16 protein-coding genes are annotated in these 15,419 nt (G+C 58.0%); 5 read left to right on the top strand and 11 right to left on the bottom strand.

Annotated elements, in window-relative coordinates; all coding sequences use genetic code 11:
• Positions 1 to 79 precede the first annotated feature (79 nt).
• From JSY17_RS06460 to JSY17_RS06450, 3 genes are all read right to left on the bottom strand, one after another.
• On the bottom strand, positions 80 to 2,494 hold the full coding sequence (locus tag JSY17_RS06460) for a TonB-dependent receptor (RefSeq protein ID WP_206402053.1): 2,415 nt from the start codon (positions 2,492 to 2,494) through the stop codon (positions 80 to 82).
• 87 nt (positions 2,495 to 2,581) lie between these two features.
• The gene (locus JSY17_RS06455; RefSeq protein ID WP_206402052.1) at positions 2,582 to 3,514 is read right to left on the bottom strand and encodes a FecR domain-containing protein; all 933 of its coding nucleotides are present in this window, start codon (positions 3,512 to 3,514) and stop codon (positions 2,582 to 2,584) included.
• Positions 3,514 to 4,020, bottom strand: coding sequence for a sigma-70 family RNA polymerase sigma factor (locus JSY17_RS06450; protein ID WP_236249673.1), 507 nt, complete (start codon positions 4,018 to 4,020; stop codon positions 3,514 to 3,516). The genes JSY17_RS06455 and JSY17_RS06450 overlap by 1 nt, the downstream gene beginning before the upstream one ends.
• A gap of 173 nt (positions 4,021 to 4,193) precedes the next feature.
• On the opposite strand from JSY17_RS06450, the gene JSY17_RS06445 reads away from it, so the two are divergent.
• Entirely contained in the window at positions 4,194 to 4,607 is a 414-nt protein-coding gene (locus JSY17_RS06445; protein ID WP_117166648.1) for a MerR family transcriptional regulator, read from the top strand.
• Complete coding sequence (locus JSY17_RS06440; RefSeq protein WP_117181232.1) at positions 4,558 to 4,956, top strand: carboxymuconolactone decarboxylase family protein; 399 nt, start codon at positions 4,558 to 4,560, stop codon at positions 4,954 to 4,956. The genes JSY17_RS06445 and JSY17_RS06440 overlap by 50 nt, the downstream gene beginning before the upstream one ends.
• Before the next feature lie 43 nt (positions 4,957 to 4,999).
• On the opposite strand, the gene JSY17_RS06435 is transcribed toward JSY17_RS06440, so the two are convergent.
• Together JSY17_RS06435 and JSY17_RS06430 are read right to left on the bottom strand one after the other, a co-directional pair.
• Entirely contained in the window at positions 5,000 to 5,575 is a 576-nt protein-coding gene (locus JSY17_RS06435) for a flavodoxin family protein (protein WP_117166650.1), read from the bottom strand.
• 46 nt (positions 5,576 to 5,621) lie between these two features.
• The gene (locus JSY17_RS06430) at positions 5,622 to 6,263 is read right to left on the bottom strand and encodes a DsbA family protein (RefSeq protein WP_200976493.1); all 642 of its coding nucleotides are present in this window, start codon (positions 6,261 to 6,263) and stop codon (positions 5,622 to 5,624) included.
• A 109-nt stretch (positions 6,264 to 6,372) separates the two neighbouring features.
• Here JSY17_RS06430 and JSY17_RS06425 point away from each other — a divergent pair, with 109 nt between their 5' ends.
• Positions 6,373 to 7,290 (top strand): LysR family transcriptional regulator, encoded by a 918-nt coding sequence (locus tag JSY17_RS06425; RefSeq protein ID WP_206402051.1) that lies wholly within the window; start codon positions 6,373 to 6,375, stop codon positions 7,288 to 7,290.
• Positions 7,291 to 7,308: 18 nt separating this feature from the next.
• On the opposite strand, the gene JSY17_RS06420 is transcribed toward JSY17_RS06425, so the two are convergent.
• The 5 genes from JSY17_RS06420 to JSY17_RS06400 form a co-directional block, all read right to left on the bottom strand.
• The gene (locus JSY17_RS06420) at positions 7,309 to 7,800 is read right to left on the bottom strand and encodes a DUF2269 domain-containing protein (protein WP_206402050.1); all 492 of its coding nucleotides are present in this window, start codon (positions 7,798 to 7,800) and stop codon (positions 7,309 to 7,311) included.
• A 3-nt stretch (positions 7,801 to 7,803) separates the two neighbouring features.
• The gene (locus JSY17_RS06415; protein ID WP_206402049.1) at positions 7,804 to 8,931 is read right to left on the bottom strand and encodes a saccharopine dehydrogenase family protein; all 1,128 of its coding nucleotides are present in this window, start codon (positions 8,929 to 8,931) and stop codon (positions 7,804 to 7,806) included.
• A gap of 381 nt (positions 8,932 to 9,312) precedes the next feature.
• Positions 9,313 to 9,474 (bottom strand): DUF2986 domain-containing protein, encoded by a 162-nt coding sequence (locus tag JSY17_RS06410; RefSeq protein WP_117181227.1) that lies wholly within the window; start codon positions 9,472 to 9,474, stop codon positions 9,313 to 9,315.
• A gap of 354 nt (positions 9,475 to 9,828) precedes the next feature.
• A complete protein-coding gene (locus tag JSY17_RS06405; protein WP_263942935.1) occupies positions 9,829 to 10,980 on the bottom strand; it encodes a metallophosphoesterase in 1,152 nt (383 codons plus the stop codon).
• A 227-nt stretch (positions 10,981 to 11,207) separates the two neighbouring features.
• Positions 11,208 to 12,551, bottom strand: a complete 1,344-nt coding sequence (locus JSY17_RS06400) for an FG-GAP repeat domain-containing protein (RefSeq protein WP_206402047.1) — start codon at positions 12,549 to 12,551, stop codon at positions 11,208 to 11,210.
• A gap of 201 nt (positions 12,552 to 12,752) precedes the next feature.
• Between JSY17_RS06400 and JSY17_RS06395 the strand changes: the two genes are divergently transcribed.
• A complete protein-coding gene (locus tag JSY17_RS06395; RefSeq protein ID WP_122372684.1) occupies positions 12,753 to 13,658 on the top strand; it encodes a LysR family transcriptional regulator in 906 nt (301 codons plus the stop codon).
• Positions 13,659 to 13,927: 269 nt separating this feature from the next.
• Here JSY17_RS06395 and JSY17_RS06390 read toward each other — a convergent pair whose 3' ends face one another.
• Positions 13,928 to 14,803 carry a LysR family transcriptional regulator gene (locus JSY17_RS06390; RefSeq protein ID WP_117166658.1) on the bottom strand — a complete coding sequence of 292 codons (876 nt, stop codon included), beginning with the start codon at positions 14,801 to 14,803 and terminating at the stop codon, positions 13,928 to 13,930.
• A gap of 100 nt (positions 14,804 to 14,903) precedes the next feature.
• On the opposite strand from JSY17_RS06390, the gene JSY17_RS06385 reads away from it, so the two are divergent.
• Positions 14,904 to 15,395 carry a multidrug/biocide efflux PACE transporter gene (locus tag JSY17_RS06385; RefSeq protein WP_200976506.1) on the top strand — a complete coding sequence of 164 codons (492 nt, stop codon included), beginning with the start codon at positions 14,904 to 14,906 and terminating at the stop codon, positions 15,393 to 15,395.
• The last annotated feature ends 24 nt before the right edge of the window (positions 15,396 to 15,419 follow it).

Genomic DNA, 15,419 nt, shown 5'->3' with positions numbered 1-15,419 from the left:
GTTATTCTGACGTCTGCGAAAGACTCGCTTTGAGATATGCGGGCAACGATACAACACTCATCCAGTGATTGCAGGACCATCAAAACTCCAACTGCGCCGAAAAAGCCACAGTCCGCGGATCCCCCAGATAGCTGCTGTTGAGCCAGTACTTCTTGTCGGTCAGGTTGCTCACGTTCATGCGCAGGGTCAGGTCATTCTCGCCCAGCGCCAGGCGATAGCGGACACCGGCGTCGAAGGTGGTGAAGGATGGCAGGTTGTAGTTGTTGGCTTCGTCCGTGTATTGCCTGCCGGTGTAGAACGCGCCGCCGGTCACTGCAAAGCCTGGTACGGAGGCCATGTCGTATTCGGCATAGACCTTGGCCAGTTGCTTGGCCACGTTGATGGGGGTGTTGCCGTCGTTGGCCGCTACGGCACCTTTTTTCACTTTGGGGTCGAGCAGAGTCAAACCGCTGACCAGCGTCAGTTGCGGGGTGACCTTGCCGGTAACGCTGAATTCCAGCCCATTGTTTTCCTGACGGCCGTCCTGGACGTAGACCCGGGCGCTGTTGGTGTAGGCGTTGGGCTTGTCGATGTTGAAGGCTGCCAGAGTGATCAATGTGTCGCCGATGCTGGCCTTGGCGCCGATTTCGTATTGTTTGCTGATCTGTGGTGCCAGGCCAGTGCCCGAGTTGATTGCTCGCGAGGGTGCTATGCCGCCGCTTTGCAGTCCTTCGATGTAGGTGGCGTAGGTGGTCAGCCAGGGCACGGGTTTGTAAATCAGCGATACGCTGGGTGAGGTGGTGCTTTCGTCATATTCGGTTTTGCGCGGGATGGCGGAATTGACGAAATCGTTGTTGTAGGTCTGGATCCGGGTGTGGGTGACGCCGAGGATCGTCGACCACTGTTCGTTGAAGGTGATGATGTCGCCGATCAACAGGTTGTGGGTGTCGCTGGTGCTGGAGAGGTGCTGTGCGCCGTGACCGATGGAGTAACCCGGCCTGCTCACTTGCGGTTGTTCGTCGAGCGACACGGCCGGGCCGGTGACCGAGCTGTATTGCTGGCTCGGGATATGGTCCTCGTGCATCAGGGTGCGTGCGGTATTGCCCTGATAGCCCAGCGTCAGTTTGTGATCGAGGGTGCCTGTCGCGAACTGCGAATCAAGGAACAGATAGCCTGAGTACTCCCGGGTTTCAAGGGGCGCAAACGCATACAAAGGCTGGGTGTACACACCCGGCGCATCGATCTGCGGGCCAGTGTAGGTGTATTCCTGGGTGTATTGCTGTGCAGCAACCGCCGCACGCAGGCTGAACCTGTCATTCAGACGCCATTTGACCCGCACACCCGCCTTGTCGGTCTGGTTGTCGGCGAACCCCCATCTCTGGCTGTAGAGCTTGTCGGTATCCAGTGATGAGGCACTGGGCCGGAAAGCCTGATTGGCGAAGAACCAGTAACTGGTCAGGCCGCGGGTCTGGCTTTCTTTATGGGAAGCGTCAAATTGCACCTGCAGGTCGTCGCTGATGTTCCAGTCCAGTGCCAGGCTGATCATCTGCCGACGACGCTTCTGCAGGTCGATTGCAGTTTCGCCATCCTGAGTCAGCAGGTTGAGTCGGTACGCAAACTTGCCTTCGCTGTCGATCGGGCCGCCGAAGTCGCCATGCAGGTAATAGTTCTCGCCACCGGCATTACCCAGAGTGACGCTGTTGTAGCGCTGGTAGGTCGGACGCTTGAGCACGTAGTTGGCCAGGCCGCCGGGAGACGCCGGGCCATACAGAAAGCCTGTGAGGCCGGTGATCACTTCCAGTTGTTCGGTGTCTTCGATGAAGTTGCCCGCATCGGCGAGTGTGCTGAAACGCAGGCCGTCGTTGGCGATGTTCAGGCTGGCGGAACTGCTGAAACCTCGAACGTTGACAGCGCTGGCGTAACCGGCGCTCTTGGGGGAGTAAAGCTGGGTAAAGGGATTGCGTTTGAACACATCGTCGAGGGAAGTGGCCTGGATGTTCTTGAGCAGCGCCTGAGACGTCACGCTCATGGAATAAGGCGTGTCCTGCAACTTCATCCCGCCCAGAGCACCGACATTGTTGATGCTGTCGCTGACATAACCCGCCGCTTCCGAGCCTTGCAAGGCGGCGCTGCTGGCATTGATATCGACATTCGGCATGGTCAGCGTACCGGCCTCGGTACTGACTTTGACCAGCCCATAAACCCGATCCCCCAACTGCACCGCCTCAAGCCCGGAGCCGGCCAGCAGTCTTGCAAGGCCCTGCTCCGCGCTGTAGTCACCTTCCAATCCCGGTGAGTTCAAGCCCTGAGTCAGGGCCGGAACGAACTGCACAGTGATTTTCGCCTGCGAGCTGAAGCCGGCAAGCGCCTGGGACAGGCTCGCTGCCTGGACGCTGTAATGCCGGGTCGCTCCGTCTGCCAGAGCACACAGCGGCTGGGTGGCCAGAGCCAGGGTCAGCAATGACAAAGCGAGCCTGTTGCGTGTGCTTGCACACGGGATACGAAGATGAGCCATGGAGCAAAATGTCCTTTGGTGATTTACAGATTCACAACCAAGGACGAGTGCCGCAGAAAAACGGGCCAAAAAAGACTGTTCGAAAAATCACGCCTTGCTCACTGTCACCCAATATCGGGTTCGATAGCTCACCGTAACCGGGAGCGTGACCGGCAGCGCGGCGAGGATCGCGTCGCTGTTGTCGAGCTGAAAGCCACCGCTGATACGCAAGGCCGATGCGCTTTCGTCACAGTGCAGCCGGCCGGGTCGATAACGGGTCAGCTCCTGGAGAAAATCGCCCAGCGGCATGTTCTCGGCCACCAGTTCGCCTTGTGTCCAGCGGGTAGCCAGCTCGCTGGCCGGGCGTAAAGGGCCAAAGGCATCTGCGCTGAAAGACCGTTTTTCTCCGGCCTCCACGACCTGTGACGCTGCCTGCTCGGGCGTGGCCCGAACCCGGCCCTGGAGCACCGCAAGTTGTGTGGTGCCACTGAACTGGCGCACGCTGAAGCGCGTTCCCAAGGGTTCCATGGCCCCTTGTGCGCTGACCACTCGCAGGGGACGGGCATCGACGCCGGTGCGGATCAATATCTCCCCACGCACCAGACGGATCAACCGCTGCCCGGCATCGAATCGAACATCGATGGCGCTGTCGGTGTTCAGGTCGACCACGCTTCCATCGGCGAGTGTCAGTTGCTGCCGTTCGCCTGTGCGGGTTCGGTAGTCGGCCATCCAGCCCTGCCCGGAGCCAAAGCGATAGCCAAGGTAACCCGCGGGGGCAATGGCGGCCAAGACCAGCAGCGTCTTCAAGACCTGGCGTCGCTCACGATTGAGAGTGCCCATGGCAATAGATGGCGGCAGACCACCCAGTTGCTGTTGCACATGCTGCACGCGCTGCCAGGCGCGTTCATGCTCGGGGTCGGCCGCACGCCAGCGCGCACAGGCCTGCTGTTGCGCGGGGCTCAGTGGCTGCTCATGCATCAGTACAAGCCAGTGGGCGGCCTGGCGTGCGACGTCCCGACTGATCGGAGCCTGTGCGGACATTAAAACGTCACGTCGCTCAGGATGCAGGCTTCAAAGGCAGTGGCCATATGGCGCTTGACCGTACGCTCGCCAATACCCAACTCGCGGGCGATCTGCATATAGGTCAGGCCATCGATCTGCGCCAGCAGAAATACTGCACGCACGACAGGCTTCAGGCGGTCGAGCAAGGCGTCAAGCTGGAACAGCGTTTCGCGCATCTGCCATTGCTCTTCCGGCGACAGGGCAAAAGCCTCGGGCATCAGGGCGAGCATGTCGAGATAAGCCCGCTCCAGGGACTGGCGCCGAAAATAGTCGCAAACCAGCCGTTGGCCCACAGTCGCCAGATAGGCACGTGGACGGTCCAGAGTCAGGGTTTCGCCGGTTTTACGCTGTGAAGTGAGGATACGCAGGAAAGTATCCTGCGCCAGATCCGCCGCCTGACTGGTGCAGCCCAGACGGCGATAAAGCCAGCCCGTCAGCCAGTTGTTGTGCTCTGCATAGAGAAGCCCTATACGGTCCTCGCTCACGACTTGCCTCCCCAAAGAAGCGGCGATAATAATTGATAATGATTCTCATATCAATGCGGGTGCGTGGAGCTGAACCTCAGCGTACAGACAGCAGAAATACCTTTCAGCAAGCCCCTTGACTTAGAGCGCACTCAAAGTATTAACGTGTGGGGTGCCTGGACGAGAAGGTGGATATGAAGATAGGTGAACTGGCTGAACGCTCGGGGCTTTCGGCCCATACGATTCGCTATTACGAGCGCATTGGATTGCTTCCTTACGCCCGACGCGACGGCTCGAGTCAGCGTGACTATGACTCATCGATTCTGGTCTGGATCGAGTTTCTTGGTCGCTTGAAAACCACCGGGATGCCGATCAGGGAAATGCTGCGTTATGCGAACCTGCGCGAGCGTGGTGTAGAAACGGAAGCCGAACGTTGCGAAATGCTTGAACAGCATCGCGAGTCCGTACGGGCCAAAGTGGCCGAACTCTCAGCCTGCCTGCTCGTCCTCGATACCAAGATCGCCGGTTATGTCGATCGCGCACAGAGGATCAATGAATATGACACCGCACCGCCCCTACGCAGACGAAAGTCGACTGGAACGAGGTAAACGGGCACTTGCCGAAATCGACGGCGAAGCCGGGCATAAAGTGATTGCCGCACTCGCCGATATCGCCCCCGACTTTGCCACTTATCTGTTCGAATTTCCCTTTGGCGACATCTACTCGCGCCCCGGCTTGAATGTGCGAGACCGGGAGATTGCTACAGTCGCAGCCTTGGCTGCCATGGGCACCGCAACGCCTCAACTGAAGGTGCATATCGAGGCTGCTTTGAATGTCGGGCTTTCGCAGGCAGAAATCACCGAAATCCTGATGCAGATGGCGGTGTATGCGGGCTTTCCTGCTGCGCTCAACGGATTGTTTGCGGCCAAGGAAGTCTTTGCCAACCGTACCGAATGAAATGAGAGGCCAGGGAAGCAGACGTGCCGCCCTGGCACAACTTTCAGCGCTTGAATCTGCGTGCGACTTCAACCACACGCTGACCAAAGAGCTCGGCGGTCTTCAAGTCGCCAGAGCGTGGTGCATCATCGGCGCTGGCATCCGATGGAGAAATGGCCAGGGCACCGGCAAAGCCGCCAGACCAGTTGATGTCAGCAGGACCGTTTTCGGTCTTGTTCGCAGGCATCAGGCCCGTCCCCACCCAGATCTGCCCATGCTGCTGGGAAAGCGTCCACATGTATTGAATGGTGGAGAACTTGTCGCCGTTGACCGATGCGGAGTTAGTGAAACCTGCGGCAATCTTGTCCTTGAGGCCCTCTTTGAACCAGAGTTTCGAGGAAGCATCGGCAAATTTCTTGAACTGCCAGGCTGGCCCGCCCATATAGGTCGGTGATCCGTAAATGATCGCATCCTGCGCTTCCAGCACATCGAGCGAGCCGTCTGGCAGATGGCCGTCCTGGTCGATGCGAAGCAGAGTGACTTCGGTATTTTCCAGCGATGCAGCACCGCGCTGAACGGCCTCCGCTTGTTTGGCTGTATGGCCATAGCCACTGAAATAGACGATAGCGATCTTGATCATGGTTGTCTCCGTTGAGGGATTGAGGCTGTGAGTGTAGGCGTGCTCGTCAGACCAGCAATGTGTCGAGCTTTCGATTCAGGACATCCAGTGCCGTACCGGTGGCTGGCAGTTGGTGGACATCGCTGCCGTTGATGAAGAGAAGCGTCGGATAAGACGCCACACCGAGACGGCGTACCCGGGCGAAATCTGCCTGTGCCTGCACTGCACTCAAGCCATGCTTCAGATCGCTCAGCACAGCGGATTCGTCCAGGCCGTTCGCCCTGGCGATGGCGGCAATGGTTTCGGGGTCGGACAGGCTCAGCCCCGACAGATAAAACGCTGCCTGCAGCTCGTGAGCCCAGTGAATGGCTCGCTCCGGAGCCTGAGCGCGCAGTACGGCCAGACCTTGTGCTGCGCCGAATGAGTCCATCACCGCGTCGCCCTTGCGCAAGAGCTTTTGGTAGGCGTCGCCGAACACTGCGCCGGTAAGACGCGAGATCCGTTCGTTGGCCTCTGGAATGTGCGGGTAGTCAGATAGTGGAGCTGCGCGGCTGCCGACGAACAGGCCACCACTGATAGCCGTGAAGTCCACCCGATGGCGGTTCGCAGCCTCGAACTCGGCGATGCGTTCGGCAAATCCCCAGCACCAGCCGCAATAGGCATCCATCACATAAACGACTGTCGGGGCGGGAAGGTTGAAGTTGTTCATGATGTCTCCGATAGCAGCGGTTGCTGCTGATGGAGGCACTGTATTGATTCGTATATTGAGAATAAACTCCCTTTCAATTAATTGATTGTTAACCGGATCGTTAAAATAAATGGATCGTCTCACTGCAATGCGGGTGTTCGTCGAGATTGCCGATCGTGGCAGCATGAGCGCCACTGCCGAGGCACTGGACATGTCCAGGCCGATGATAAGCCGCTACCTCGAAAGTCTGGAGGCATGGCTGGGTGTGCGGCTTCTGCATCGCACCACTCGAAAACTGACGCTGACCGATGCCGGTTTCAAGGCGCTCAGAACCTGCAGGGAAATGGTTGCTCTTGCCGATGACGTCCATCTGGAGGCGAGCCAGGAAGGAGAAGTACAGGGGCGTTTACGACTGACCTCTACACCGTCGTTCGCTCAGGCCCAGCTCACCGCCGCCATAGTGGATTTCCAGGCGCTCTACCCCAGGCTGGCAATCGATCTGGTCATGCTGGACAGGCGGGTTGATCTGGTTCAGGACCGCATCGATCTGGCCATCAGGCTCAGCAACCGGATCGATGAAGGACTGGTCGCACGCAAATTGACAGTCTGTCATTCCGTCCTTTGTGCATCGCCGGCCTACCTCAAGCGCAGCGGCACACCGAAAGGGCCACAGGATTTGAATGCTCACAGGTTTATCACCCATAGCAACGGTTTTGCACCCTCATACAATTTGCGCAAGGGAGATGAAGTCACCACCGTAGAGGCGCAAGGTACTCTCACTGCCAACGAGACCTCGATCGTGCGAGCCGCAGCGCTGGCGGGTGCCGGCATTGCGATGCTGCCCACCTACTACGTCGGAGAAGAACTGACCCGGGGAACGCTGGAGGTGGTACTGCCGGCCTACGAGCTGGACACGATGAATATCCAGGCGGTGTATCTGTCACGCAGACACCAGCCCCTGCCGCTGCGGTTACTCATTGACTTCTTCGTCGCCCGTTTTGGCGGTGATGTGGCGCCGTGGGACAGGGGGCGCACAAGCCTGCGCTGAAGCAGCTCGTCTCGCCAGTCACCCTAACATCCCCACCACCTGCCATGGCGTCATCTTGGTCACCATGATCAGCACGATAACGAACATTCCTGCAAACCCCAGCACGCCCATCCAGAACCACTTGCGGTAAATGGCCTGATACTCGACGCCCAGTTCTGCCCCCGAGTGAACCGCTGCCAGCGCCATCGTCTGCAATTGCTTCTGCAGGACCAGCACCGGCAGCCAGAGTGAGCCCACGCACAGGAAAATCACCAGCGAGGTCAGTACCCACTCCGTGGTCAGGGGCAGGCCCATGATTCGGGTCAGCAGGTAGCCGCTGATGATCTGCAGAAAACCCGCCGGGGTGGTAATCCAGGTATCGAAGCGCACCACCATTCTGGCGACATGGGCGATGACGTGCGGGTTGGCAGTGCGGCTGACGGCAATCAGATACAGGTAAGACCCCATGCCGAAACCAAACAGGAAAATTGCCGCGATGATGTGGGTGTATTTCAGAAGAAGGTACGTCATCGGTCAGCGCTGCTTGTCGGAAAACTGTACGGACAGATGAATATTCAACGGCTCGTCGATCGCCGCCAGGTACTCGTCAACGGTGATTTCCCCCACACAGGCCCGGGCACCGGGTTCAGACGTGTAACCGCGATTGACCTTTTCCATCAGGGCAACGGCTGCGCAACTGGGGATTTCCGGGCCCTTGTCGTTGGAAGCTGTCAATTGCACCGTCATCAAGAGTGGCCTGGCGTCATGATCAAGACCGTGGACATCGATGAACATCGCACTTTTGCCATCCCCAAAACGCTCGAACCAGGTTCCCCAGCGATGCAGCCGCGCAGCCCATTCGGGAATGGAACGGATCACCCCTGCCCTCACCGCCAGAGCCAGTAAATAGTTGGCGACACCTCCGAGCTTCAGGCCCGACCCGGCCTTGAAGCTCAGGTTCCTGGCACCATAGCGCCCGGCGAAGATATCCATGTCGGGCACATCGACATTGGCCAGAAGCCGGGTGCCGATCATCGGCATCTTGCGCAGGACGAGCCCCTGCCAGCCTGATACCGCATGCACCTGCCCGCTCCTGAGCTGGTTGATCGGCTTGCCGGCATAGGCCAGCACACCTTCGATGGTCGACAGACCGGGCATTTTCGCCGACGAGGAAATGCCGTGGTTGATGGTGTCGATACGGGTAAAGCGATGGCGATGTTGATCGATGATGGCCGAAGACAGCGAAGGCACGGAGCTGCAACCGCTGAAGATCGCCACGCCCGCCGCCCTGGCCCGCGCATCGAGCGCGGAAATGCCGCTGACGAAATGGCGGCAGTCGGACAGGTCGCAGTAATTGACCCCGGCCTCGATACAGGACTCGGCAATGGCATAGGGTTGCCCCTGAAACGGGCCAGCCGTATGGATCACCCAATCAATGCTCATTTGCCTCAGGACCGATTTCAGCTCTGCGCTCATCGCGTTGCCACACCAGCCTTGCACAACCTTGCCAGACTGCCGCTCAAGCGCCTCGACCTTGTGCGCCAGCTTTTGCGCATCGCGCCCTGTGATGACCAGTTCGATATCGGATACGGCGGCGAGATGCCGGCAAATGATGCTGCCGAAATTTCCATAACCGCCGACCACCATCACCTTGAGCGCCATTCACCACGTCCGATATTCATTTATTGATGCGGCGGCAGCTTCGCTGATATCCCCCAGGCGTTCAAGTTGAGAGGCACTTCAGATACCGCATCGCTTTGTGAGAGGCAGCTTGTTTGTACTTATGGATGAGAAATTTCAGATTCGACGTATAGCCAAAGGCTTACACGACCCAAGGGCAATTCGCTCTTTTTGCCCTTCAGAAAGGCTCGTAGTATTGGATCCAACAACTGGTGGGCAGGAAGCTCGCCAGGATCAAGGATGATCGACCATGGCCTGGATGCCTGCCGACAGGGAGTTGGAATGGTCTTTGGAAAACCCGCTTCGGCGGGTTTTTATTTGCCTGCAGAAAAGTGAGCCAGACGGCTCAGCGCTTTATATCCCTCACTGCGAATCTGCAGGTGTCGCCTCTTGAGCGGCTTCGGCAGCCATTTTCAATCGATCGGCCTTGCAGATGTACTTGGGCTTGCTCTTGGGGGCCAGTTTGGCACTGGCCTTCTTGGCGTGAGCCTTTAACAGCTGCTGGATCTTTTTACGACGATTCATGTTTCCCACTCACCTTGCGAATGCCTGGATGATATCAGCTTGAGATAGCGGACCAGAGCCCTGAAGAACCTTCTGCTCCAAGGTCATGGGAAATTTCAGAGCCGACATATAGCCAAAGGCTTACACGATCATAGGACAATTCGCTATTTTTACCCTTCAAGAAGCCTCGTAAGATTGGATCCAACAACTGGTGAACAGGGAGTTCGCCAGGATCAAGGATGATCGACCATGGCCCGGAGGGCTGCCGGCAGGGAGTTGGAATGGTCTTTGGAAAAACCCGCTTCGGCGGGTTTTTATTTGCCTGCAGAAAACTTCGGGGAGTAGCTCGATGACGGACAGGAACTCCCCGCAGACTTAATTTGCCGGCCTGAGAACAAATTCAGTGATCTCGGAAGGGACACCCAGCCGGACAGGGAATCCCATCCATAACCCTGTGCCATTGCTCACGTACAACTTCATCCGCCCCACGTCATAGCCACGGGATACATACCCTTCGTTGGCACGAGCAACGATTTGATCGAACCCCAGGATCATGCCACCGTGCGTATGCCCGGACAGTTGCACGTCAATACCCGCATCAGCATTTTCCATTGCCGCCTCGGGCCTGTGGCTGAGCAGAATCGTTGGCGCGCTGGCCGGGGCACCGGCCAGCGCCCTTGCCAGATCCGGGCCTGCGAACCCGTACTTCGGCGCAACATCATCCGTGATACCTGCGATCGTGAGGGCTGCATTCCCCTGCTGAAGTACCACATGCTGGTTCTCCAGCATTTTTATCCCCATGCCCTTGAACACAGGAGCCCACGCCGAGTAATCGAAGTAATACTCGTGATTGCCGGGAATACCGATCACGCCGTATCGCGCCTGCAGGTCTGCCAGAGGTGTTACATCGGAACGCCTTGCATCCGTATAGCCGTCGATCAGGTCGCCGGAAATCAGTACGAGGTCAGCGGAAAGTTCGTTGGTTCGATCGACCACTGCGCGGGCCCAGGACTCAGGAAAGAGTCGACTGATATGAAGATCGCTGAGCTGCACGAAACGGAAACCGTTGAACTCCGGTGGAAGGTTATCAATCGCCAATTCCACCCTGCGAACGTCCGGAACCTTGATCGCCTGCTGAACCCCCACCGCCGCCAGAGCCAATGCCAGCAAGACCGAGCCCGCTCGCCACCTGGGAGCTATCCGCCTGAATACCGGCCGACGCCCTGACACTGTCAGGGCAAGACCTGCCACATCGCCGATCACCGTGAACACCGTCAGCAGCACAAAGGCGCAGAACAGCCAGCCCAGAACCAGTACGACCCCAAAAGGCAACTCTGGCGACCACATGTCTCCATAGATCAACAATGACCAATAGTGATACTTGGAAACGATCAGCACACCGATGGCTATCAATAAGCGTGCGAACGTTGAAATCTTCAGCGGATAAACACACCGCACCAGGACATAGAGGCAAGCAACCGTAAGAAACGTATGGAACACAGCTTCGACCTTGAAATAAAAATGCACAGTAGCCGCTTTTGTCGGCTACTTGTTAGGCTCTGTACGAAATGTTTTCGAGCGAAGATGAGGCAAGGCAAAAACAGGCGAGGAAGCGGAGTTTACTGGTGTAAATGAGCATTCCGAGCCTGTTTTTAACGCAGCATCATCGAGCGCAGATAGATTTCGTACAAAGCCTAAGACTGCAGAGAAACACGCTCTCCCCCGACAGGCCTGATGAATCCGGTACAACAACGTTAACGTGGAGCCGGAGCCAACTTCGTCATGGGCGGCAACGAATTCCGGTAACCCTCTTTGTCACTGAGCAGAAGGCGTGCCTGGGTGCCCCAACCGCCGATAAATACATCGTCCTTGCCATCGCCGTCCAGATCACCGCGCCCCATGCTCCAACTACGCCCGACAGTAATGCCGGGAACGACATCGGCGGTGACATCCTTGAAATGGCCTTGACCGTCGTTCTGCCACGCACGCAACTGGAGCGGGACGAACCCGGGGATCTGAATTGCACCGACAAGCAGATCGGGGTGTCCATCGCCGTTGAAATCCACCACTGTACCGGCCCAGCTTGAAAAGCTGTGTGCGGGGAAGCGCTGTGCCGTTTCATCCACAAAACGCCCCTTGCCATCGTTCACCAGAATCCGGGTTTGAGGGTCCTTGTCCCAGCCGAAGTTATTGCTGGTGATATTGAAAAACACGATATCCGGATGGCCGTCCCGGTTCAGGTCGGCAACATGTACTTCCCGGGTCTCCATCGGTACGCGCAGATCGAGTCGCTCGGAAGCGTCACTGAAGTGCCCTTTCCCGTCGTTCAACAAGAGTCGATTCGATAACGCCGGACTTGCCAGCACCATATCGAGATCCCCGTCGCCGTCCATATCGGCCAGGACCACACCTTCGGTCTGGTCGTTGGTCTTTGGCAGATGGGGCTGCGTGGCATTGATGAAGTGGCCAGGTCGCTTGGGGTCATTCAGAAAGAGCAGGTTTCGTGCTGGAACAATCTTCGCGTCGGGCGCGTAACCCGTTTCGCCTGTGCTGCCAATCAGGATGTCTGGCAGGTTGTCTCCATTGACATCCCCCAACGCCAGGGCATTGCCTTGACTGGTTTGGGGCAAACGATCACTGGCATCGGTAAATCCGCCTTTCCCGTCGCCCAGAAACAGCTGATGCACCTCATCGGCTTCGGCAACGAATACCACGTCCATGTTGCCATCCGCATTCAAATCGGCGGCTCGGACATGCTCGCTGTCATGAATCACCGTTCCGAAGGCACCCGGTTTGATAGACAACCGGCCATGACCATCATTGAGATACAGACGATTCACCCCATGCTCAACGGATACCACCACATCCAGATCCCCGTCCTTGTCGACATCGACGAATACCGAGTCCGTTGCATGGAGGCTCGGTGCGATGGGCACATGGGTGGCGGTTGCATCGGCGAAGACGCTTGAAGGTCGTTCAGGGATGATGTCAAAGGCATCTTCAACAGCCGTGGAAGGCGCGGCATGAACGCCCGCTGACAGGGCGCTCAGGAGCCCGGCGGTCACCCACCCCATTCGCCCGTAAAAGCTGCTTTTCATGAAATCTCCTTTCAATCGTTCGAGCGCTCAACGCAGAGCTGTGGGTGAATTATTGACCGGGCAAGCAGGAAAGATTAGGTAGGCAGCATCGAATGGGTATATGACGAAACATCATATATAGATCGAAGATAGGCAGTGAAACAGGGAGTGGATAAGATCCGGCAGGCATATAAGCGCACCGCTCATGACTGGAGTAACTAAATGTTTCACGACGAGATGGGCAGCCTGATGGCTTTTGCAGCCGTTGCCGAAGAGTGCAGCTTCACCCGTGCGGCGGGCCGTCTCGGAACATCCCAGTCGGCGCTGAGCCACAAGATCCGGAGGCTGGAGGCGCGGCTGGGCGTACGCCTTCTCACCCGGACCACCCGCAGTGTGTCTCCTACCCATGCAGGAGAACGACTGCTTGAAACACTCAAACCCGCGCTGGCTGACATCACGGCGCAGCTAAAAAGCCTGACCGACGTACGTGACAAACCTGCCGGGACCATCCGCATCACGACAGCAGATCATGTCGCCGAAACCATCCTGTGGCCTGCACTGAATCGCCTGCTTCCCCAATACCCTGACATCGAAGTCGAGGTCACTGTCGATAACGGATTCGTCGATATCGTTGCCGAGCGCTATGACGCAGGCATCCGTCTGGGTAAAAACGTGAGCAAGGACATGATCGCCATCCCTATCGGCCCCATGGAGCGCTGCGTCATCGTGGGCTCACCGGCGTATCTGGCCAGGCATCCCGTTCCGACTCATCCGGATCAGCTCGCCAGCCATCAATGCATCAATCGCAGGTTTCCGAGCCTGGGTGGGATGGCCGCCTGGCAGTTCGAGAAAGAGGGGCGGCAGACCCAGATTCGCGTATCGGGACAAGTTGCATTCAACCGCCCCGAGATGATCCTGGAGGCGGCGCTTGCCGGATTCGGGCTCGCGTCTCTGCTCGACTCCCAAGTGATACGCCATGTGGAAGCCGGGCGCCTTGTGAGAGTCCTGGATGACTGGTGCCCTGAATTTCCTGGTTATCACCTCTACTACCCCAGCCGTCGGCAGAATACTCCGGCCTTTCAACTGCTGGTCGAAGCCCTGCGCTACGGGAAAGACCCGGAAGCCTGACTGTGGCACTCGCCAATGGGAGTTTTCATCACCGACGTATAGCCAAAGGCTTACACGAGCCGAGGACAATTCGCTCTTTTTGCCCTTCAAGAAGCCTCGTAATATTGGATCCAACAACTGGTGAGCAGGGAGTTCGCCAGGATCAAGGATGATCGACCATGGCCTGGATGCCTGCCGACAGGGAGTTGGATGGTCTTTGAAAAACCCGCTTCGGCGGGTTTTTATTTGCCTGTAGAAAACACGATGGGGGTAAGCCCCTTCATGCGTTTTTACGCCGGGATCAGGGTTTCCAGCAGCCACGCCCCTGCAGGCCCCAGACTGCGCTGGCGCGACCAGATGACATCCACCGCCGAACTGCGCGGCCAGCCCGGTACCTTGAGTTCCTTCAACAGTCCACTGGCATAGCGCGACACCAGCCAGCGCGGCAAGGCCGACCAGCCAAAGCCGAATCCCGCCATATCCATCAACAGCAGGTAATTGGGCGCTGACCAGTTGCGATAGCCACTGGTGGGCAAGTCATCGGTAGGGATGTTGTGGTCAATCAAGGTATTGAGCCGCAGCGCCCGGTATTCGGACAGTTGCTGATAGCTCACCTGCTCCAGCGCAGCAAGCGGATGGGAGTGGGCGACGAACAGGCCGAAGTCCGCACGCTCGACAATGGTCGCGTGGCCGATTTCCGGCGGGTAGCTCGCCTGTGCCGACAACAGCCCCAGTGACGCCCTGCCCGACTGGATCAGGTTGACCGCATCGCCATGTTCGGCAAACACGCACTCCAGCTCCAGTTCGGGAAAGCGCTGGTCCAGTTCCGTCATGCGCACCTCAAACTCGGCAAACTGGTTGGCATCGGACAGCACCAGAGTCAGGCGCGGCTCGGCACCTGCCGCCAGACGCCCCGCGGTACGGCGCAGGCAATCCGAAGCACTGAGCACATCCTCGACGCGCCCCAGCATGACCCTGCCCGCTTCGGTCAGGACCGGCTGACGTGCGGAGCGGTCGAACAGCTCCAGCCCCAGATCGATTTCCAGCCGGGCAATGGCTTCGCTGATGGTGGACTGGCTTTTGCCCAGACGGCGGGCAGCAGCACTGAACGAACCCAGTTCGACAATCTGGGCAAAGGCCTCGAGGGCTTCGGGTGAAAAACTCATGGGCATCCTTCTATCGGTTTTCCCGATGGAAACTATTTTCACTTTAGCGCAATGACCGATGAAAATGCAGCCTCCTATGACCACAGAGGTGAGATTTGCCATGGAACAGACAAGTCAGAGCACTGCCGAGTCAGCGAACGTGCCTGTCAAATCGCTCAAAGAGCGCATCCTGCATGCGCTGCTCTTCGAGCTGATTGGTCTGATCATCTGTGCGCCATTGCTGGCCTGGATCATGGATGAGTCGCTGGGCAAGATGGGCGCGCTGACGGTGATGATTTCCACGGCAGCGATGCTCTGGAACATGCTGTTCAATGCCCTCTTCGACCGCATCCGGCGCAAGACAGGCTTTGCCATGACCTTCACGGCCCGGGCGCTGCATGCCGTGTGTTTCGAGGGCGGTCTGATTCTGGCCATCGTGCCGCTGGCCGCCTGGTGGCTGTCCATCAGCCTGATGCAGGCCTTCTGGCTGGATATTGGCGTGCTGCTGTTTTTCCTGCCTTACACCATGCTGTTCAACTGGGCCTACGACAGCGTGCGCGAGCGGGTTGTGCAGCGCCGCCTGTCCAGATGTGGCGAGGCCTCGCGCTCCTGAATGCATTTGCCGTTGGATTGCAGT

The sequence above is a fragment of the Pseudomonas capsici genome, from assembly GCF_017165765.1.
Taxonomy (GTDB): domain Bacteria; phylum Pseudomonadota; class Gammaproteobacteria; order Pseudomonadales; family Pseudomonadaceae; genus Aquipseudomonas; species Aquipseudomonas capsici.
Note: the sequence above shows the minus strand (reverse complement) of the source record. Positions and strands in the feature narration are given on the sequence as shown.